This is a genomic window from Pseudomonas sp. R3.Fl (assembly GCF_023516765.1).
Lineage (GTDB): Bacteria > Pseudomonadota > Gammaproteobacteria > Pseudomonadales > Pseudomonadaceae > Pseudomonas > Pseudomonas citronellolis.
The window spans coordinates 7,066,642-7,087,514 of sequence record NZ_JAMGSO010000001.1 but is presented as its reverse complement, the minus strand read 5'-3'; the positions used below and the strand labels follow the sequence as shown (position 1 = coordinate 7,087,514).

Below are 20,873 nucleotides of genomic sequence, written 5' to 3'. Positions count from 1 at the left end.
CAGCAAACACCTACGACATTCCCCTCAGCCGGAAATGAAAGCCCGGTCGCAGGAAAAATCCTCCTCTGCCGACAGCACGTAGGGCGAATAACCGTTCGCGGTTATCCGCCGCTGGCCGGAGCACCGATGTCCGACGACTCGCATGGCCGGTGGCCAATCGCGGACGGAGTCCGCTCCTACGTTGCAGGTGGGCACGGCTTCTCGTAGGAGCGAGCTTGCTCGCGAACAAGCGCGATGCCATGCGGTTCGCGAGCAAGAACTAGGCGTCCCCCTCGATCCTACGAAGAGCGCCCCGGCGCGGCCTGCAAGACAGTCGCTCCTACGTCCGTACTCCCCCGGAACCGTAGGAGCGGACTCCGTCCGCGATGATCCCTCCTTGGAAACAACCGTCCCTCAAGGCCACCTCGGTGATTGTTTGTAAATGCTAATTGTTTTTATTTACAACATATTTACCTTTCCTTACCATTTTGCCGACGGAGAAATCCCTCTCCGATTTCCTACGTAAACAAGAATCGCAGCCGGCCTCTGCCACGGCCTCATGCGGCTTACATCCGACCAGGACCCTGCAAAATGAGACAAGTAGTATCCAGCGCCCTGTTGCTAAGCCTCTCCGCCCTCCCCCTGGCCATCCAGGCCGCGGCCAAGGATGACCGTGTGGACCTGGGCGCCACCGAGGTGCTCGGTACCCAGGACCCCGCCGCAGCCGCCACCACCGAAGGCAGCGGCTCCTACACCACCAAGGCCATGCGCACCTCGACCAAGATCCCCATGTCGATCCGCGAGACGCCGCAGTCGGTCAGCGTGGTGACCCGCCAGCGCATGGACGACCAGGGCATGAACGACCTCAACGACGCGGTGAAGGGCGTCACCGGCCTGACCGTCCAGCAGTACGGCCCGGCGCGGGTGAGCTACGCCTCGCGCGGCTTCGACGTCGACAACATCATGTACGACGGCCTGCCCACCAGCATCTCCACCTACACCCAGGACGTGATCTCCGCGGCGGACCTCGCGATGTTCGACCGCGTCGAAGTGGTGCGCGGCGCCACCGGCCTGATGCAGGGCGCCGGCAACCCGGCGGCGGCCATCAACATGGTGCGCAAGCGCCCCACCCAGGACTTCCACATGAGCCTGGAAGGCAGCGCCGGCACCTGGGACCGCTACCGCAGCGAAGCCGACGTCTCCGGCCCGCTGAACAGCGAAGGCACCCTGCGCGGCCGCGCCGTGATGGCCTACCAGACCAAGGACAGCTTCCAGGACTACGTCAGCAGCGAGCGCGGCGTGCTCTACGGCATCACCGAGGCCGACCTGAGCCCGGACACCACCCTGGCCATCGGCGCCTCCTATCAGGACGACAACCGCAACGACAACTGGGTGGGCCTGCCCGCCCCGCTGGGCGGCCGCCACCTGGACCTGAAGCGCTCCGACTACTACGGCGCCGACTGGTCCTACTGGGATACCAAGACCACGCACCTGTTCAGCGACCTGACCCACCGCTTCGACAACGGCTGGCAGATGAAGCTGGCGGCCGACAAGCTGTGGGCGCGCATCAACATGCTCGGCCTGTACAACAGCTGCTACTACACCCAGGACTGCCCGACCATGACCCAGGGCGCCGGCAAGTACGACTACACAGACGACCACGAAAGCTACGACGCCTTCGCCAACGGCCCCTTCCAGCTGCTGGGCCGCGAGCACGAACTGGTGGTGGGCGCCAGCTATCGCCAGGAGCGCTTCGACGGCCACGGCGGCTGGGGCGACCTGTTCAAGAAGGACGGCACGCCGCTGGGCGCGATGGACCCGACGCAGTGGGACCCGGCCTCGACCCTCAAGCCGAACATCGACATGAACCTCTGGGGCATGAAGCTCGACCAGGAGCAGAAAGGCACCTACGTCACCACCCGGCTGAACATCGCCGACCCGCTCAAGGTCATTCTCGGCGGCCGCCTGGACTGGTACGAGGCCGACGCCCACGGCGACACCGACGTCTTCAAGGTCACCCGCAAGGTCACCCGCTACGCCGGGGTGATCTACGACCTCAACGACACCTACTCGGTCTACGCCAGCTACACCGACATCTTCAAGCCCCAGGACACGCTGGACGCCACCGGCAACGTACTCACCCCCATCACCGGCAAGAACTACGAGATCGGCCTGAAGGGCGAGCACTTCGGCGGCGCGCTGAACTCGCAGATCGCGCTGTTCCAGGTGGACCAGGAAAACCGCGCCACCGACGACACCAGCAGCCCCAACCCGTGCCCGGCCAACCCCAGCTCCTTCGACTACTGCCAGCGCGCCTCCGGCAAGGTCCGCAGCCAGGGCGTGGACATGGAACTGAGCGGCGAGCTGAGCCAAGGCTGGCAGGCGATGGTGGGCTACACCTACGTCGACGCGAAGTACAAGCATGACGCCGACGAATCCAACGTCGGCAAGCCCTTCGACCCGAGCAAGCCGCGCCACCTGTTCAAGCTGGCCACCACCTACAACCTGCCGGGCGACCTGCACAAATGGCGCGTGGGCGGCAACCTGACCACCCAGAGCCAGACCGAGGACACCACCACCGGCTTCCAGCAGGGCGGCTACACCGTGGTCGACGCCATGCTCGGCTACCGGGTCAGCGAGAACATCGACACCCGCGTCAACTTCAACAACATCTTCGACAAGTACTATTACAGCGGCATCAGCTTCGGCAACCTGAACTACGGCGAGCCGCGCAACCTGATGTTCAGCGTCAAGTACTCCATGTAACGCCCCTGGAGCACCGTAGGAGCAACTGCCTTGCAGGCTGCGCCGAGGTGCTCTTCGTAGGATCGAGGGGGACGCCTAGTTCTTGCTCGCGAACAGACTCCGCTACGGGGCTTGTTCGCGAGCAAGCTCGCTCCTACGAGAAGCCGTGCCCGTTCGTACCTTAATCCACGATCACCAATACACGCCGGCCAACCCCTTGCACCCTCCCTGTAGGAGCGGGCCCTGCCCGCGAATCGCGCGCAGGGCGCGCTCCTACATGGGAATGGCAGGGGTATGAGACTCCGTCCGCGGTCACCGATACACGCCGGCCTGCCGGCCGGATCGCGGATGAATCCGCTCCTACGGTTTGCCCCTTGCACCGTCCCTCCCCGTAGGAGCGGATCTTATCCGCGATCCGCAGCGGAACCTCCGGCTATCGCAGACAAACCCCGCCCCCCGGCAAGACCGCCGCTCCCGCTCACGGCCGCCGTCCCGCCCCGCTGCGGGCTATCGGCTCGCCGCCCTGGCGCGGTTTGTAGAACAGGAAATGCTCGGTCCGCGCCGTCCTCAGGTAGGTCCTCGCCCAGGACGGCCTGACGTGGCGGTCGTGGAAGTACAGCGCGCCGTCGGTGCGATCGGGCAACTGGCGGTTGAGCGCCTTGCGCGCTATGTCGCGGGCCAGGTCGTAGCGCTTTTCCTCCACCACCTGGTCGGGGCGGCCATCGCACCACCAGGAGAACTGGCAGCTCCTGCTCTCCGAACCCTGCTTGACCACGGCGCAGACGGTATCGGGGAAGTCCTTGCTGGCCACCCGGTTCATCACCACGTTGGCCACCGCCTCCATGTCCCCGCGCGATGCGCCCTTGGCCTCCCAATAGACGGAGCGGGCCAGGCAGGTGATGGCGTCGTCCAGCGGCGCCTCCCCGGCCGGGTCCACGGCGCGGGCCTCGCTGCGGGTGATGGGCCTGACCTGGGCGGCCGTGCCGGTCGCCCCCTGCTCGGCCGCCTGCTCCTCGAGCACCTCGGCCTTGTTCTCCGCCACCGCGGCCTTCTGCCCGAGCGGCCCGGCGAATGCCGGGGCGCCGAACAGCAAGGCGACGATGCACGCTACCCGGACTGTCCAGCGCATGATCGACCTCACTCGCCGGCACCTGGCGCGCCACGCCTGTTCGCGGCGCTGCCGACCGGCTTCGCTCGGTTCTGTAGACCGCCGCGCTGGTGGATCATTCATATTTATTCCGCCACAGCCCACGGCTGGCGCGGCCTGTAACGCAACGGCAGGTGTCCGCGAGGGCTCTGGCACGGTTCTCGCCGGCCTCGCTCAGCCCAGGAAGGCGCACACCTGCGCCAGCACCTCGGCGGCCTTCTGCCGGTGCGGAACATGGCCGCAGTCCGCCAGCAGCTTCATGGTGGCGGGCCCGGCGGCGCGGGCGACGAAACGCTCGGGGTGGCGGGCCGAGCCGAACTCGTCCTGCTCGCCGTGCAGGCACAGCAACGGGCACTGCAGGCGCGCCAGCTGGTCATCCAGGTTCCAGTCGCCGAAGGCATCGGACAGCCAGGTATCCACCCAGGCCCGCAATACCCAGTGCGCCTTGTCGCCGTGGTATTTCGCCAGGCGTTCCAGTTCGCCCGGCCGGGCGAAGTCGCGCTCGGCGGCGCGGATGCCTTCCAGGGTGCGGTCTTCGACGAAGGCCTGGGCCGACTCCAGCACCAACGCCTCGCAAGCCGCGCCGAAGGCTGCGGCGCAGCCCACCGCCATGCCGCCGCCAACGCTGTGGCCGAAGGCGACGAAGCGCTCGAAGCCCAGTTGTTCGCGCAACGCGGCGAAGCCCTGCCGCGCCTCGTCCTCGACGAAGCCCCGCGCCAGCGTCCCCGGATGGGCGTCGGACTGGCCGAAGCCCAGGCGGTCGTAGGCGATCACCTCACGCCCGCTGGCCCGCGCCAGTTGCTCGGGGAATTCGCGCCACAGCGCCACGCAGCCCAGGGAGTCGTGGAACAGCACGATGGGCGCCGCGGCGCCGCCCCCACTCGGCGTCCAGCGCCGGGCGAAGAGCCGGCCGTGCGGCGTGTCGATCCAGTGTTCGCGGGTGCTGACCGCTGTCATGGGGGCTTCCTCTGCTGCTCCGGTGGCCGGCCACCGCCCGGCGGGGCGGCGGCACGCTGAAGGGATTCGCTTTTAGGCCGGCGGCGGCCGGAATGCAAGCCCGGCGACATACGGCCGACGAGGGAACCACAGGCGGGTCGATACTGATGAACATGCCCTGCCCTGCCCAGTAGTCGATCCCCCGGCCACGCGGCGCAGAGGCGGGGCAGCGGCTCCGTCGGCCAAGCGCAACGGCCACGCGACGCCATGGGCCGCCACGCCTGACCGCCGGGCAAGACTTTGTGAACGCCTGCGAACGGGCACCCTCGACGGTTCAGCTCTTACCGGGGAGGCGCGGGCCATGAATACCTTTTTCATCCTGCTGATCATCGCCGTGGCGGCTCTCATCATCATCATGGACCTGGGCCACCGCTAGGGCGCCAGCAACGGCTTTCGAATCCGACGGCAGCCCCCATGGCGGCTCGCAGGGCAAGCGTGGCCGTCTTTGCCAGAACAGGACGACGACACCAGGGACAGCCCTGCGCCCCCATGCCGATCATCTTCTCATCGTCGGAGAGGCTTTACAGAGATACTGTATGCACATACAGTATTTTCCACAGGGCCAATCAGCCACTTCCCAGACGCCAGGGGGACACCATGCACGCCGATACCTACCAGCAGCTCGCCGCCCGGGTTAACGCCCAGATCGCCGCCCACGACGCCCGCCAGCGCCCCGGCCTGACCCTGCAGCGCATCCCCGGCGACGACGCCAAGGCCTGGGAACGGGTGCTGATGGAACTGCGCGGCGCGGACAACCTCACCGTGCTGCCGCTGCGCGACGGCGCGGTACGCCTGGCCTGGCACAGCTGGCTGGACTGAGCCGGGGCGAACGCGTCCCTACGGGCCGTGCAGCCGCAGCCACTCGTCCACCATATCGCCCATGGTCGCCGGGGCGCCGCTGCGTATCCAGGCCATGAAGGCGCGGTCGAAACGGAAGCCCTCGCCGCACTGCTCGCGCAGGAAGCGGCGGACGTTCTGGGTGTTGCGGTAGCCCGGATCGACCGGGGTTTGCCGGGTGATCGGTTGGCTGTGCCAATCGAAGCGCATGGGACCACTCCCTGGTTGCGGCATGGAGGGGGTCAGCCTGACAGGATGCGGCGTGGCCGACCAGGGTCCATGCCGCCGTTGCGAAACGCACAGCCGCCGGCTACGGGCGGCGGCGTCCATGGCTCAGGCGTCCTGCTCCACATCCGAGCGGGACGTCAGCCAGGCCAGCGCAGCCGCGGCCAGCAACAGTGCGGCACTGGCCGCAAAGGTGCTGCGATAGCCGCTGCCGTCGAAGAGCAGGCCGCCCACCGTCGAACCCAAGGCGATGGCCAGTTGCACCACAGCCACCAGCAGCCCGCCGCCGGCCTCCGCGTCGCGGGGGAAGGTCCTGGCCACCCAGCCCCACCAGCCGACCGGCGCGGCGGTGGCGAGCAGCCCCCAGAGCCCGAGCAGCACGACGACCACGGCTTCACTTCCGCCGAAAACGATCAGCGCCAGGGCGATGGCGGCCATCAGCATGGGGATGGCGACCAGCGTCGGGTAGAAGCCGCGCTTGAGCACCAGGCCGATGAGGCTGGTGCCGATGAAGCCGGTGACGCCCATGGCCAGCAGGATCAGCGAGAGGCTGGAGACGCCCGTCCCCGTTACCGTTTCCAGGAACGGCCGCACGTAGGTGAACAGGGTGAACTGGCCCATGAAGAACAGGCTCGCGCCCAGCATGCCCAGGGCCGCCACCGGCCGCCGCAGCAGCGTGAAGATGTTGCCCACACCAGCCCTGCGGCCTTCGACGGGCATGGACGGCAGGCTGATCCACTGCCAGGCGAAGGCGAGCAGCGCCACCGGCACCAGGCAGAAGAAGGCGCCGCGCCAGCCGATGACGGCCCCCAGGTAGCTGCCCAGGGGCGCGGCCACCACCGTGGCCAGGGCGTTGCCGCCGTTGAAGATGGCCAGGGCGCGCGGCACCTGGCTCACCGGCACCAGACGCATGGCCGTGGCCGCCGACAGGGACCAGAAGCCGCCGACGACGATGCCGATGAGCGCGCGGCCGAGCATGTAGGTGAAGTAGTTCGGCGCCAGGGCGATGACCGCGCCGGACAGCGCCATCACCCCGGTCAGCCCCAGCAGCAGCGTCTTGCGGTTCAGGCTGCCGGCCAGCGTCGAGATGAACAGGCTGGTGACCACGGCGAAGGCGCCGGAGATGGCGATGCCCTGCCCGGCCATGCCTTCGCTCACCCGCAGGTCCGCCGCCATGGGCGTGAGCAGGCTGACGGGCATGAACTCCGAGGCGATCAGGGCGAAGACGCACAGCGTCATGGCCAGCACGCCGCCCCAGAAGGCGGGCTCGCGCCCGGCAGCCTGTCGGCATCGGGTATCGCCCACAGGGGCGTCGCATAGGTTGGTCGTCATGGATTACCGGTTCGTCAGAGGTTGCCGCGCAGGTCCGTCCGGACGCACGCGGCAAGGGGAAAATGAGGGCGTCAGTCCTGGACGGGTTCGATCCGCACCTGCAGCGGCCCGCGGCGCTGCAGCGCGGGCAGGCCGGCATCCACCCGGCCCAGCGGCAGCAGGCCCGAGGCGTAGGACCGGCCCTTGACGAAGATCGCCAGGTTGCCCCAGGGGGCGTAGTAGGTGATGTCGCCAGCCTGCGGCGTCATGCCCGCGGGCGCCTGCACCGTGGACAGCTTGCCCGGCAGGTCGGCGATCCGCTCGATGACCGCGTAGTCCTCCAGCGTCAGCGACAACGGCAGCAGTGCCGCGAAATCCCGCGCGGCGGGGTTGTCGTAGAGCGTGGCGTCGACGACCTGGTCGTCGACGTGGATGCGGATCTTCATGGCGGCCTCCTTCGGTTGCAGGGGCGAGGCCGCCGAGCCGCCCGGCAGGCACGCCATGAGCGCCAGGCAAGAGGCAGCCAGCAACAGCCGCACGCTGCGGCGGATACCAGGGTCGAGGTCGGGCATCCCGGGGCCCGTCAGTTCAGCGCCGCGCGGAAGAACCCCACCAGCTTGTCGAAGGGAATCAGCTCGACCCTGTCGTAGAGGTCGACGTGGCCCGCGCCCGGCACCACGTAGAGTTCCTTGGGCTCTCCGGCAAGCCGGTAGGCCTCTTCGCTGAACTCCCGCGAGTGGGCATCCCCGCCGGTGATGAACAGCATCGGCCGCGGCGAGATGGTCTGGATGTCGTCGAACGGGTAGAAGTTCATGAACTTGACGTTGCTGGTGAGCGTCGGGTGCGTGGTGAGCTCCGGCGACTGCCCCTGGGGCGTGAACTCGCCCCGCGGGGTGCGGTAGAAATCGTAGAACTCCCGCTCGATAGGCGTGGAAGCGTCGGTCAGCTTGTGTACCGTCCCGCTGGTGTAGGCCGTGTCGCCGCCGGTGAATTCGACGTAGCGCTGCTCGGCGGCCTGTTCCAGCACCTGCCTGCGCTGTTCGAGGCTGAGCGAATGTCTCAGCCCGTTGCGGTTGGCGCCGCCCATGTCATACATGCTGACCGTGGCGATGGCCCTCAGGCGCGGGTCGATCTTCGCGGCGCTGATGGCGAAGCTGCCGCTGCCGCAGATGCCGATCACGCCGATGCGCCCGCGCTCGACGAAGGGCCGGGTGCCCAGGTAGTCCACCGCCGCGCTGAAGTCTTCGGCGTAGATGTCCGGCGCCACGGCGTTGCGCGGCTGCCCTTCGCTCTCGCCCCAGAACGACAGGTCCAGGGACAGGGCGACGAAGCCCTGCTCGGCCATCCGCGTGGCGTAGAGGTTGGCGCTCTGCTCCTTCACCGCGCCCATGGGGTGCCCGACTATGATCGCCGGGTGCCTGGCGCTGGTGTCCAGCCCCTTGGGCAGGAACAGATTGCCCGCGACCCGCATGCGGTACTGGTTCAGGAAGGTGACCTTCTGCACGGTCACCTTGTCGCTTTGGTAGAAGTTGTCGGCACCGCGAGACATGTCCGCTCCCATGGCAGTGAAGGAACCGAGCAGGAGGCCAAGCATCAGGAAGAGTCTTTTCATGGGTCCTGCCTTGTTGAAGGACCCCGGCGGCACGGGATGAGCCGGCGGGGTGCGGGCATTGTCGCGAAAGCGGGAGCCGCTTATTAGCTAATGAATCCTGAATATCCCTATAATCCCTGCTAATCAATCAGAGCGAGCGGCCATGGCCAGGCACAACCTCAACGATCTGCAGGCGTTCGTCACGGTCGCCCGCGAGGGCAGCTTCACCCGCGCCGCCGCCCGCCTGGGCGTCAGCCAGTCGGCGGTCAGCCAGGTGGTCTCGGCCCTGGAGGCGCGGCTGAAAATCCGCCTGCTCACCCGCACCACCCGCAGCGTGTCCCTGACCAGCGCCGGCGAACGCCTGTTCCAGGCGATCGGCTACCGCTTCGACGAGATCGAGGCGGAGCTGGACGCCCTCACCGAACTGCGCGACAAGCCGGCGGGCACGGTGCGCATCACCTGCGGCGACCACGTCATCAGGACCACCCTGCTGCCGAAGCTGATGCCGCTGCTGCGGGAATACCCGGACATCAAGCTGGAACTGGACGTCAACTACGGCTTCCGCGACATAGTCGCCGACCGCTTCGACGCCGGCGTGCGCTTCAGCGAGACAGTGGACCAGGACATGATTGCGGTGCCCATCGGCCCCGAGCTGCGCATGGCGGTGGTCGCCGCGCCGGCGTACTTCGCGCAGCACCCCATCCCGAAGACGCCGCGGGACCTGGTGGCCCATCGCTGCATCAACATCCGCTTCCCCACCTACGGCGGGCTGGACGCCTGGGAATTCGAGCGGCGCGGCCAGAAGCTGAAGGTCCGCGTCGACGGCCAACTGGTCTTCAACACCACCACCCACATCGCCGAGGCCGCCGTGGGCGGGATGGGCATCGCCTACCTGCCGGAGGAAGAGTTCGCCCCGCACCTCGCCGAAGGGCGCCTGCGGCGCGTGCTGGAAGACTGGTGCCCGCCCTTCTCCGGCTACCACCTGTACTACCCGAGTCGTCGACAGCCCTCCCCAGCCTTTTCCCTGGTGGTGGACGCGCTGCGGGTGCGGCTTCCGGGCAAGCGCGCCTGAACTATCCTTCCGGAACCCGATCGCACGGCGGGCAGAGGGATGAGCCGCATCATCATCATCGACAACCACCCCATCACCTGCGTGGGCGCCAGGGCCCTGCTGGAAAGCCAGGGCCACCAGGTCGTCGGCGCGGCCGACAATGGCATCGACGGCCTGGACCTGTGCCGGCGGCTGGCGCCGGAGCTGGTCGTGCTCGACCTCAAGGTGCCGCGCCTCGGCGGGCTGGACGTGATCCGCCGCATCCGCGCCCGCCAGGAAGGTACCCAGGTGCTGGTGTTCACCGACCTGCCGGCGGACGTCTACGAGCACGCATGCGTGGAGTGCGGCGCCGCCGGCTTCGTCGCCAAGTCCGACACCCGGGCCCCGCTGCTGGAAGCGGTGTCGGCGGTGCTGGCCGGGCGGACCTTCTTCAAGGTCGGCGCCCTGCGCCCGGAGCCCATCGGCACGGCGGCCCAGGGCACGGCCCAGGCCGAAGTGCTGACGCCGCGGGAAATCACCGTCCTGCACTACCTGGCCGACGGCTACCGGGTCAAGGACATCGCCGCCGAGCTGGCGATCAGCGACCGCACCGTCAGCACCTACAAGGCCCGGCTGCTGGAGAAGACCAATACCAATTCGCTGGTCGAGCTGATCCAGGTCGCCGCGCAGCACGGGCTGGTGGAGCGCCCGGTCGACACGCCCGCGCCCGGAGGCGCCCGGCAGCCTTTCGACAGCCTCATCGACCGCGTCCCCTACCCGCTGAGCCTGCGCGACGGCGAAGGCCGCGTGCTGGCGGCGAACGCGGCCTTTCTCCGGCTGACCGGCCTCAGCCATGACCAGGTCGCGGGCAGCACCATCAGCGAGCTGGGGGTGGTGGACGCCGAGCACCTGGAGTACGTGCGCAAGACCTTCCAGGCCGCGGTGCAGGCCAGGATCCCGTACATGACGGTGTGCGTGGTCCACATCAACGGCGTGCGCCACGTGTTCAAGCAGGGCGGCATCCCCGTCAGCGGCGAGGATGGCGGGTTCATCGGCATGCTCTGCTCGGCCGTCGACATCGGCGAGCAGGACCAGGAGATCCAGATGCTGCGCGACAGCCTGGAGCAGGTCCGCAGCATCCGCACCCGGCGCGGACGCTACCTGGTCGACTTCGGCGAACAGGCCCTGCGCGAGCTGGCGGCGCTGCAGCAGCCCGGCCAGGACGACGCCCTCGCCCAGGGCCTGGCCCGGTTGCGCGGCGACATCGAGCTGCTGACCGACCTGGCCCGCCTGGAACTGGGCCAGATGACGCCCATGCCCAGCCGGGCCGATCTGGATGCCTTGACCGAGCAGGCCCTCGCCACCCCCGCAGCGCCGGCTTGCCGCTTGCAGAAGGCTGGGACGCAGCCCTGGGCCTGGGTGGACGCGCAGCGCTACCGCCAGCTGGTCGGCGCCCTGCTCCTGTATGCGCAGAGCCTGGGCGCCGGCCAGGTCGACCTGGCGGCGAAAGCCATCGAGGTCTCCGGCGCCCGCCTGCAGTGGCGGCTTTCGCTGCGGGCCGGGGCGTTGCCGGCATGCGCGCCCCCCTTCGTCGCAGCCCTGGTGCTGGCCGAGACGCTGGCCGGCCTGCTCGGCGGCAGCCTGCAGGTCCATGAGCAGAACGGCGCGAAGCTGCACGTCGAACTGCATCTGGAACTACCCCGCAGCGCACGGCAGCCCTGACGTCTCAGGGACGCACTACAAGCCTTTCGTGGCGCGCCTGATTAATCCCCGCAGGGAATTCCCCAAAGCTTTCTCCTAGCAAATTTCCTAGGAGACAAGCGATGAAACATCGCCATTCGGGGAACCGCGGCCCCTCCCCTCTGCCGCTGCACACGCTCTGCGTCGCGATAGCCCTGGCCTCGGCCGGCCTGTCGCTGCAGGCCCAGGCCGACGCCCTGCCCGAGGACGGCCAGGTGGTCGGCGGCCAGGCCAGCATCACCCGGAACGGGCCGAACATGGAGGTGAACACCGCCAGCGCGCGCACCGCCATCGACTGGCAGCGCTTCAACGTCGGCCCGGACAACAGCATCACCTTCCGCCAGCCCGACGGCCGCTCGGTGACCCTCAACCGGGTGATCGGCAGCGATCCGTCGAAGATCTATGGCGCCGTCACCTCCAACGGCCAGCTGATCCTGGTCAACCCCAACGGCATCTGGCTCGGCCCGAACTCGCGCATCTCCGCCAGCGCCCTGGTGGCCAGCGCCGGCTTCCTCAGCGACGAGCAGGCCAAGGAGTTCACCCGCAGCGGCAAGCTGGACCTGCAGCTCAAGGGCCTGGTCAGCAACCACGGGCGCATCACCGTGCACGACAACGGCATGGTCGCCCTGCTCGGCGCCCAGGTGGAGAACCACGGCGTCATCCAGGCGCGCAAGGGCAGCGTGCAACTGGCCACCGGCCCGCGCGCGACCCTCGACTTCCATGGCGACGGGCTGATGAACATCGCCGTCCAGGGCACCCCGGGTGACAAGGACAGCGTCAACGCCGACGTCACCGGCGGCGTGCACAACAGCGGCGAGATCGACGTCGGCAACGGCGTGGTGGCCATGAGCGCCGAGCGCGCGGCCAGGCACCTGGACTCGGTGATCAACCTCGGCGGCAAGGTGGCCGCCGACTCGGTGAGCGAGCAAGGCGGCAGCATCGTCCTGGGCAACGCGGCGCAGACCAACGTCAGCGGCCAACTGAGCGCCAAGGGCGCCAGCGGCGGCAGCGTGAAGGTGCTGGGCGACGCGGTGAACCTCGCCGCCGGCGCCAGGATCGACGCCTCCGGCAGCCAGGGCGCCGGCGGCAAGGTGCTGGTCGGCGGCAGCTACCAGGGCCAGGGGCCGGAGCCGGCGGCGAAGTCCACCAGCGTGGCCAAGGGCGCGCAGCTCAGGGCCGATGGCAGGACCGACGGCGGCCAGGTGGTGGTCTGGAGCGACGGCACCACCCACTTCGCCGGCAACGCCAGCGCCAGGGGCGGCGAACGCGGCGGTGTGGTGGAAACCTCCGGCCGGCAGTTGACCGTGGCCCCGGAGGCCCAGGTCGACGCCGGCGGCGGCAAGGCCTCGGGCAAATGGCTGCTCGACCCGGACACGGTGGACATCGAGGCCAATGGCGGCGACGTGGGCAGCGGCACCGTGGCCGCCAGCGCCATCGTCAACGGCCTGAAGACCAACGACGTGGACATCAGCGCCAGCGGCCGCATCAACGTCAACTCGGCGATCATCGCGCAGAGCATCGGCAGCAATGCCAACGGCTACTACGCCCTGCGCCTGTTCTCCACCGGCAACGTCGGCGCGGTGTCCGAGTACAAGGACAGCGGCGACCCCTTCGCCGATGCCAAGCGCAACGACAGCGGCTCGGTGTACATCAACGCGCCCATCCTGCTGAAGAACGGCCACCTGGTGATCGTCGCCACCGGCGACGTGCTGCTCAGGGACAACGCCGGCAACATGAGCGGCGACGACGCCTACCTGAACCGCGCGATCCTCGACGTCGGCAAGGGCACCATCTGGATCAAGACCGCCAACACCGCCTCGGTGATCCAGGACGCCAATACCGCGCTGATCGCCGACAAGCTCGCCGTGCAGGGCGCCAGCGTGCTGCTCGACAGCCCGCTGAACTCCGCCGGCACCCTGGCCGGCAAGGCCAGCAACGGCGTGTTCCACTACAACCAGACCAGCGCCGACGGCAAGGTCGCCACCGGCAAGGTCGCCTCGCCCTACAGCGTCAGCGGCGGCATGCCGGAAAGCATGGACGGCGTCAGCGCGCAGACCATCCGCAAGATCGGCGAGCAACTGGTCATCAGCAACGCCTCCAGCGGCGAGCGCCAGGCCACCCTGGGCTACGACGACCAGCCCTTCGACTACCTGGTGTTCGACGCCATCCAGTACGTCGACGCCAACGGCAAGCCGGTCAACGTCAGCGCCAACGACAGCTCCGACTACCTGGTCAGGCAGATGAAGTTCACCGACGCCGCCGGCAGCGTCTGGATACTGTCCGCCGACGCCAGCAAGGCCACCAAGGTCAAGGTGCTGAAGGACGGAGTGGAGACCGACGAACTGCCGCCGGGGCTGTCCTTCGACGCCTACCCGGGCCAGGTGGTGGCCTACCGCAACGCCCAGGGCGTCGACCAGGGCTGGGGCGTGCGCCAGTTCGACGACGCCCCCGGCGCCTCCATCACCGACGAGATCCAGCACAACAAGAACACCGGCGCTTCCGAGCAGATGGTGGTCGACCTGGGCGGCAAGACCAAGGCCGTCGACACCACCTTCTCCTGGCTGTTCAACGAAAACGGCGCCCACGAAGCGGCTCGCGTGCAGTTCATGAACACCACGGACAACAGCGCCAACGGCGTGCAGTTGCAGGCGCAGAAAGCCCAGGTGCAAGGCAAGGTCAACGACGCCAGTCGCGAATACGGCGAGGCCAACCCGACCTTCTCCAGCTCGTCCCTGGGGTTGGCCGCCGACGCCAGCGACAACTCGAAGAACGTCAAGGCGCTGGACGACTTCGTCGACCGCCAGCTGGGGCAGGACCGCTTCCAGCCCGGCACCAGCTACAGCACCGCGGCGACCCCGCAATCCAACGTCGGCGACTACGCCATCAAGGGCCAGGTCGACCCCGGCGAATTCGTCGCCCGGCGCTACGAAACCCAACTCGCCGACGGCAACCTGAAGGTCACCCCGGCCGAACTCACGGTCACCGCCAACGACAAGAGCAAGGTCTACGGCGACGCCGACCCGGCGCTCGACTACGGCGTGTCCGGCGCCAAGCTCGGCCAGAACGGCGCCGACCTACTGCAGGGCAATCTCGGCCGGGTCGCCGGCGAGAACGTCGGCCAGTACGGAATCCAGCAGGGCAACCTGGGCCTGAACAGCGGCCTGGGCGGCAACTACACACTGAAGTTCGTCGACGGCAAGCTGCAGATCACCCCCGCCGCCCTCACGGTCACGGCCCAGGACAAGAGCAAGGTCTACGGCGACGCCGACCCCGGCCTCAGCTACTCGGTCAACGGCCTGAAGAACGGCGACAGCGCCGCTGGCGTGCTCAATGGTGGCAGCCTGCAGCGCCAGCAGGGCGAGAACGTCCGGCCCCAGGGCTACGCCATCGGCCAGGGCGACCTGGGCCTGGCCAGCGCCAACTACACCCTGGTGTTCAAGGACGGCACCCTGCGGATCACCCCGGCGCAACTGGTGGTGACTGCCGACGACAAGAGCAAGGTCCAGGGCAGCGCCGACCCGCGCCTGACCCACTCGGTCAACGGGCTGAAGAACGGCGACCCGGCCACTATCGCCCAGGGCTCGCTGCGCCGCGCGCCGGGCGAGGAACCCGGCAGCTACGCCATCGGCCAGGACCAGGCGTTCAGCGCCGGCAGCAACTACAGCGTGGTATTCCGCGACGGCGCCCTGACCATCACCGGGCCGCTGGAGCCAGTGACGCCGCCGCCCGCCCCCGGGCGGGAAGCGGTGGCCGTGCCCCTGACCGCCCAGGCCCCCGGCAACACCCGCTGCACCGCGCTGGAATCGCCCTCGGCGGTCTCGGCCAACTACTCGGTATCGCCGGCGGTGATCCGCACCTACGCCGTGCAACTGATCTGTAAACCCCGCGCCTACGGCGGCAAGACCAGCACCACGCCGGACATCCGCGACGTGCTGACCTACGCCAACAGCCTGATCAAGGACGGCCAGTTCGTCGCCCCCGACTGGAACCGCAGCGTAATCCCGCACGACCTGAAGGCCGGCCAGAAGGGAGGGAAATAGCCATGAAACCGCTTCCGTCGAAACTGAGCATCCTCGCCCTGGCCGTCTGCTCCGGCCTGTTCGCCGCCGGCGCGCTGCAGGCCGCCCCGCTCGGCCAGCTCAACCCCGGGCGGGTCGAAGTGCCGGACGCCTCCGGGCACCGCAACGCGCCGACCGAAATGGCCGCCACGCTGCAATTGCCGGACACGGTGGTCACCCCGAGCGCGGAGGAGGTTCCCGCCGAGATGACCGCGCTGCCCGGCGGCGAGACCCGCTTCAAGGTCACCAAGGTCACCCTCACCGGCGTGACCAGCTACCCGCCCGCCACCTTCGCGCCGCTGCTCGCGCGCCTGGAGGGCAACAGGGTGTCGCTGCCCGAAGCGAACGCCGTGGCCGACATCATCACCCAACGCTATCGCCGCGCCGGCTTCCTCCTGGCCAAGGCCTACGTGCCCGAGCAACGCCTGGAGAACGGCAACCTGGTCATCCACGTCTTCGAGGGACGGATCAACCAGGTGACCTTCCAGGGGCCGAGCAACAAGGCCCTGGAAAGCTACGCCGGCAACATCCGCAAAGAGGTGCCGGTGACGAGCGCCACGCTGGAACGCAACCTGCTGCTGATGAACGACGTGTCCGGCAACCAGAGCCGCGGCACCTTCAGCCCCTCGCCGGCCGCCGAGGGCACCGACCTGCTGGTGGAGAACAGTCAGCGCAAGTACGAGGGCTTCTTCGGCTTCGACAACCGCGACAGCCGCTACTTCGGCCCCTGGCAGGTGTACGGCGGCGTGGGCGTCAACGACCTGACCGGCCACGGCGACCACCTGGGCGTGCGCGCCGGCAAGTCGGTGGAAGGCGACAAGATGACCTTCTTCGAAGGCCAGTACGAAGTCCCGGTCGGCAGCCGCGGCGACGTGCTCAGCTTCCTCGCCCAGCACAACGACGGCCACGCCGACACCTACTCCTTCCTCGACGCCAACAGCTCCGGCGACACCTTCGCCGTGCGCGTCACCCGGCCGTGGATCCGCCAACGCGACGAGACCTTCAAGACCTCGGCGGCCTTCACCTGGTTCAACGGCAAGTCCGAGTACCTCGACGACCCGCACAGCCCGCCCTCCAGCGACGACCGCATCCGCGCCCTGCGCCTGGGCGCCAGCTACGACTTCTTCGACGGCTACGGCGGCAAGAACCTGGTCAAGGCGGAGCTGAGCCGCGGCCTGAAGATCATGGGCGCCAGCAGCGAAAACCGCGCCAACCCCTCGCGCGAGGGCGGCGAGACCGACTTCACCAAGCTGCAGGTGGATGCCCAGCGCCTGCAGGACCTGTCGAAGATCATGGACGGCCTCAACCTGTACCTGGCGATGACCGCGCAGACCTCCTTCGGCCAGCCGCTGCTCAGCCCCGAGCAGTTCGGCGTGGGCGGCAGCGAGTTCGGCCGCGGCTACGACCCGTCGGAAATCACCGGCGACAAGGGCTTCGCCGGCAAGGTCGAGCTGCAGTACAACCGCCTGCACACCTTCAGGGACCACGAGGTGCCCACGCAGTACTACGCCTTCTGGGACTTCGGCAAGGTATGGAACGAGGAGCCGAGCTGGGTCAGCGCCGAAAGCCTGTCCTCGGCCGGCGTCGGCGCCCACCTGCAGGTGTTCAAGGACATGTACGTGTCGCCCGAGCTGGCCTTCCCGCTGACGCGCAAGGTCTCGGCCGAAGAACTGGACGACGACAACGGCAAGGCGCCGCGCTTCTACCTCAACTTCCTCAAGCTGTTCTGAACCCGCCGCGCCGGAGCCTCCAGGGTTCCGGCGAGTGAGGACGGGCAACGCAGGATGGGTGGAGCGAAGCGATACCCATCGCCACGGCCACATGGGTTTCGCTCACCCCATCCTGCGAAGAGCGCCGTGGCCGGGGCACCCTGGCCTCAGCGCCGGGTTCGTATGTTTGTATGAAAACCCGCCGCCCAATCGTTAGAAATGCACGATGGGTGGCGCCGGCGCTGCTCGGCGAGATTATGGGAAACAACAACCCATGGGCTCTCGCCATGAAACGCTCCCTCTGGCTCCAGGAAATTGCCGACGAACTCACCCCGACCGCGCCCCTGCGGGAGGACCTCAGCGTCGACGTCGCCATCATCGGCGGCGGCTTCGTCGGGCTATGGACGGCGCTGCGCCTGCTGGAGCTCGAACCGCAGTGCCGGATCGTGATCCTCGAGCGCGACATCTGCGGCGGCGGCGCCTCGGGGCGCAACGGCGGCTTCGTGATGTCCTGGTGGCCGAAGATCAGCTCGCTGGTGGCGCAGTGCGGCAAGGAAGAAGCCCTGCGCCTGGCCCGCGCCTCGGAAGCGAACATCGGCGAGATCGGCGAATTCTGCGCGCAGCACGGCATCGACGCGCACTTCCGCCGCGGCGGCTGGCTGTGGACCGCCACCAGCGACGCCCAGCGCGGCGCCTGGAAAGGCGTGCAGCGCACCTGCGAAAGCCTGGGCGAGCAGGTCTTCCGCTCGCTGCCGGACAACGAAGTGCAGCGCCGCGCCGGCTCGCGCCAGCACCTGGAAGGCGTGATCGAGGCCAGCAACGCCACCGTGCAGCCCGCCCGCCTCGCCCGCGGCCTGCGCCGGGTGGCGCTGGAGAAAGGCGTGCGGATCTTCGAGAACACGCCCGTGGACGACATCCAGCGCAGCGAACCGGCGGTGCTGCGCACGCCCTCGGGCTCGGTCACGGCGCGGCGCGTGGTGCTGGCCACCAATGCCTGGGCCGCGCAGATCCCCGAACTCAGCCGCGTCGTCCTGCCGGTCACCAGCACCATAGTGGCGACCCACCCGATCCCCCAGCGCCTGGAACAGATCGGCTGGACCGGCGGCGAGTCGATCACCGATTCGCAGCTGATGGTGGACTTCTACCGCACCACGCAGGACGGCCGCATCGCCTTCGGCAAGGGCACCGGCATGATCAACTACGCCAGCCGCATCGACGCCAGCTTCGACGACAACCCGCGGCTGAGCGAAGAGACCGAGAAAGACTTCCGCCGCACCTACCCCGACCTCGCCGACGAGGCCATCAGCCACGCCTGGTGCGGCCCCATCGACCGCACCTACGACAGCATGCCGGTGTTCGGCCACCTGGAAGGCGCGCCGCACATCTTCTATGGCATCGGCTGGAGCGGCAATGGCGTCGGCCCCAGCCGCCTGGGCGGGCGCATCCTCGCCAGCCTGGTGCTGGGGCGCAACGACGAGTGGAGCCGCTGCGGCCTGGTGGGGCGCCGGCCCAAGAGCTTCCCGCCGGAGCCCATCCGCTACTTCGGCGGCCTGCTGGTGCGCGGCGCGGTGCAGCGCAAGGAGGAGCAGGAGGCGCAGAACCGCAAGCCGTCCTGGCTCGACCTCAGGCTGAGCAAGTTCGCCCCCGTGGGCCTGGAAGACAAGAGCGCCTGAACAGGCAAGGAGACCTTCGATGCAGCACCTGATCCATCTGCCCGATACCGCCCGCTTCCCGCTGCCCGCCGGCGTGCCGGCCAAGGCGCCGGTCGGCACGCCGGTGGCCGAGGCCGCCACCTACGCCGCCGAAGGCCAGGGCGGCCTGCTGACCGGCGTGTGGGAATGCACGCCGGGGCGCTTCCGCCGCCAGGTCATGGAGCGCGAGTTCAGCCACTTCATCAGCGGCCACGGCTTCTTCATCCCCGACGAGGGCGAGCCCATCGAGCTGCGCGCCGGCGACGCCATCCTGTTCCCGGCGAACTGTCACGGCACCTGGGACATTCGCGAAACCCTGCGCAAGAGCTTCGTGATCATGCCTTGAGGCCGGCGATGTCCGCCGCGCGCAGGGCGATCCACAGCACGGCGACGTCCTCGGTGGAGTCCAGCGAGAGGCCGGTGATCTCCTCGATGCGGCGGATGCGGTAGACCAGTGTCTGGCGGTGCACGTTGAGCCGCTCGGCGGTCTTCTGCCAGGAGCGGTTCTGTTCGAGGAACACCTGCAGCGTGTGCTGCAGCTGCGCGCCCTGCTGCTGGTCGTAATCGGCCAGGGCGCCCAGGGCGCGGCGGTAGACCAGCAGGGCTTCCTCCAGGCTGGACGGCAGCCACAGCAGCTCGCCGGAGGCCCGCCCGTAGTGGGCGACCTGGCGGCCGGCCGAGGTATGCGCCAGGGCCAGGCGCGCCTCGCGCAGCGCCTCCGGGGTGCGGCCCGAATGCCCCAGCGGGTTGGACAACCCCAGCGGGCAACCGAGCACCTGCTGGACCTGCTCCGCCGCCGCGTCCGAGGCCAGCAGCAGGATCAGTTCCTCGCCCTGCACACGCGACAATAACGCCACGCCCTGCAAGTGCAGCCGCTGCGACCAGCGCTCGGGCAAGTCCGCCTGGCAACGGGCGACGGCGAAGACCGCCTGGCCGACGGGGTAGCCCAGGGCGCCCAGGCGCTCGTGGGCGGGCCGCTCGCTCAGGCGCTGCTGCAACAGGTCATCCAGCAGCTCCCAGCCCTGGCGCAACAGGCGCTCATGTTCGACCTGCTGGCGCTCCAGCTCGATGCCCAGCACCGCCGTCACATGGTGCAGCAGGCCGTAGTCGACCAGGCCGCCGCCGCACGCGAGAATCTTGCAGGCCGGCACCGAAGGCAGCGCCATGACCAGGGCGTCGCCCTCCTCCGTCGAATGACGGGTCACCGTGGTGGTGGTGTTCGCACGCTTGCCCAGGGCCGCCCGCCAGTGCGCCGGCAGCGGCGCCAGGCCCGCATGCCAGGGCTCCAGCGAGGCGGCGTCGAACAGGTAAAGCTGGGTGCGCAAGTCCGCCGCCAGGCGTTGCAGCAGGAACTCCACGCCGACGTGGCGCAGGCCCATGCGCGCGCTTTCGTAGATGCGCGCCACCGCGCTGCGGCGTTCCTGCTCCTCCTGCTTGCTGGCGTCGATGATCGCCCGGGCGACCGCCGAGAACGGCACCGAGCTGTGCGTCAGCAGCAGCGGGAAATCCAGCTGCATGGCGGTATCGAACAGCGCTTCCATGTCGCTGGGCGCGTGCATGTTCTCGCCGATCATCAGCCCCGCCACCCGGGCCCTGGCCAGCCGCTCGATGTACTTGCGCTGCGCCGCGGCATCGGCGGGAATGCCCAGGCCGGTGGTCATCAGCAGCTCGCCCTCGCCCAGCCATTGCGAGGGGTCGGGCAGCTCGCAGACATGCGCCCAGCGCAGCAGCCGCCCGACATGGCTGGCGCCGCTGACCAGGCGCGTGGACAGCGCGTTGTCATCGAGGATGTCCTGAATCGAAATCGGCACGGC

The 20,873-nt window shown here is 68.7% G+C and carries 15 protein-coding genes; 8 read left to right on the top strand and 7 right to left on the bottom strand.

What is annotated here, in order from left to right:
- Nucleotides 1-570: 570 nt before the first annotated feature.
- Nucleotides 571-2,745 carry a TonB-dependent siderophore receptor gene (locus tag M8R19_RS31280; RefSeq protein WP_074984533.1) on the top strand — a complete coding sequence of 725 codons (2,175 nt, stop codon included), beginning with the start codon at nt 571-573 and terminating at the stop codon, nt 2,743-2,745.
- A gap of 457 nt (nt 2,746-3,202) precedes the next feature.
- Here the strand turns inward: M8R19_RS31280 and M8R19_RS31275 are convergent, their stop codons facing one another.
- Together M8R19_RS31275 and M8R19_RS31270 are read right to left on the bottom strand one after the other, a co-directional pair.
- Complete coding sequence (locus M8R19_RS31275) at nt 3,203-3,853, bottom strand: cell wall hydrolase (RefSeq protein ID WP_249919919.1); 651 nt, start codon at nt 3,851-3,853, stop codon at nt 3,203-3,205.
- Between the two features lie 192 nt (nt 3,854-4,045).
- A complete protein-coding gene (locus M8R19_RS31270; RefSeq protein WP_074984528.1) occupies nt 4,046-4,828 on the bottom strand; it encodes an alpha/beta fold hydrolase in 783 nt (260 codons plus the stop codon).
- Between the two features lie 636 nt (nt 4,829-5,464).
- On the opposite strand from M8R19_RS31270, the gene M8R19_RS31265 reads away from it, so the two are divergent.
- Nucleotides 5,465-5,686, top strand: a complete 222-nt coding sequence (locus M8R19_RS31265) for a DUF1654 domain-containing protein (protein WP_058489475.1) — start codon at nt 5,465-5,467, stop codon at nt 5,684-5,686.
- A gap of 18 nt (nt 5,687-5,704) precedes the next feature.
- On the opposite strand, the gene M8R19_RS31260 is transcribed toward M8R19_RS31265, so the two are convergent.
- The 4 genes from M8R19_RS31260 to M8R19_RS31245 all read right to left on the bottom strand — a co-directional run bounded on the left by M8R19_RS31260 (nt 5,705) and on the right by M8R19_RS31245 (nt 8,852).
- A complete protein-coding gene (locus M8R19_RS31260) occupies nt 5,705-5,914 on the bottom strand; it encodes a DUF6434 domain-containing protein (RefSeq protein WP_249919918.1) in 210 nt (69 codons plus the stop codon).
- Between the two features lie 123 nt (nt 5,915-6,037).
- On the bottom strand, nt 6,038-7,168 hold the full coding sequence (locus M8R19_RS31255; protein WP_249920256.1) for an MFS transporter: 1,131 nt from the start codon (nt 7,166-7,168) through the stop codon (nt 6,038-6,040).
- A gap of 164 nt (nt 7,169-7,332) precedes the next feature.
- Nucleotides 7,333-7,686, bottom strand: a complete 354-nt coding sequence (locus M8R19_RS31250; RefSeq protein WP_249919917.1) for a cyclophilin-like fold protein — start codon at nt 7,684-7,686, stop codon at nt 7,333-7,335.
- Between the two features lie 137 nt (nt 7,687-7,823).
- Nucleotides 7,824-8,852: an alpha/beta hydrolase gene (locus M8R19_RS31245; RefSeq protein WP_249919916.1), complete on the bottom strand. Its 1,029-nt coding sequence runs from the start codon at nt 8,850-8,852 to the stop codon at nt 7,824-7,826.
- Nucleotides 8,853-8,994: 142 nt separating this feature from the next.
- Here M8R19_RS31245 and M8R19_RS31240 point away from each other — a divergent pair, with 142 nt between their 5' ends.
- The 6 genes from M8R19_RS31240 to M8R19_RS31215 all read left to right on the top strand — a co-directional run bounded on the left by M8R19_RS31240 (nt 8,995) and on the right by M8R19_RS31215 (nt 19,405).
- Nucleotides 8,995-9,903 carry a LysR family transcriptional regulator gene (locus M8R19_RS31240; RefSeq protein WP_074984521.1) on the top strand — a complete coding sequence of 303 codons (909 nt, stop codon included), beginning with the start codon at nt 8,995-8,997 and terminating at the stop codon, nt 9,901-9,903.
- Between the two features lie 39 nt (nt 9,904-9,942).
- Entirely contained in the window at nt 9,943-11,583 is a 1,641-nt protein-coding gene (locus tag M8R19_RS31235) for a response regulator (RefSeq protein ID WP_249919915.1), read from the top strand.
- Nucleotides 11,584-11,684: 101 nt separating this feature from the next.
- Nucleotides 11,685-15,641 carry an MBG domain-containing protein gene (locus M8R19_RS31230; RefSeq protein ID WP_249919914.1) on the top strand — a complete coding sequence of 1,319 codons (3,957 nt, stop codon included), beginning with the start codon at nt 11,685-11,687 and terminating at the stop codon, nt 15,639-15,641.
- A 2-nt stretch (nt 15,642-15,643) separates the two neighbouring features.
- Entirely contained in the window at nt 15,644-17,389 is a 1,746-nt protein-coding gene (locus M8R19_RS31225) for a ShlB/FhaC/HecB family hemolysin secretion/activation protein (protein ID WP_249919913.1), read from the top strand.
- Nucleotides 17,390-17,655: 266 nt separating this feature from the next.
- Nucleotides 17,656-19,041 (top strand): NAD(P)/FAD-dependent oxidoreductase, encoded by a 1,386-nt coding sequence (locus tag M8R19_RS31220; protein ID WP_249919912.1) that lies wholly within the window; start codon nt 17,656-17,658, stop codon nt 19,039-19,041.
- Nucleotides 19,042-19,060: 19 nt separating this feature from the next.
- Complete coding sequence (locus M8R19_RS31215) at nt 19,061-19,405, top strand: cupin domain-containing protein (protein WP_009620142.1); 345 nt, start codon at nt 19,061-19,063, stop codon at nt 19,403-19,405.
- Here M8R19_RS31215 and M8R19_RS31210 read toward each other — a convergent pair.
- Complete coding sequence (locus tag M8R19_RS31210) at nt 19,395-20,870, bottom strand: PucR family transcriptional regulator (protein ID WP_249919911.1); 1,476 nt, start codon at nt 20,868-20,870, stop codon at nt 19,395-19,397. The two genes, M8R19_RS31215 and M8R19_RS31210, sit on opposite strands and share 11 nt — an antisense overlap.
- Nucleotides 20,871-20,873: the final 3 nt, after the last annotated feature.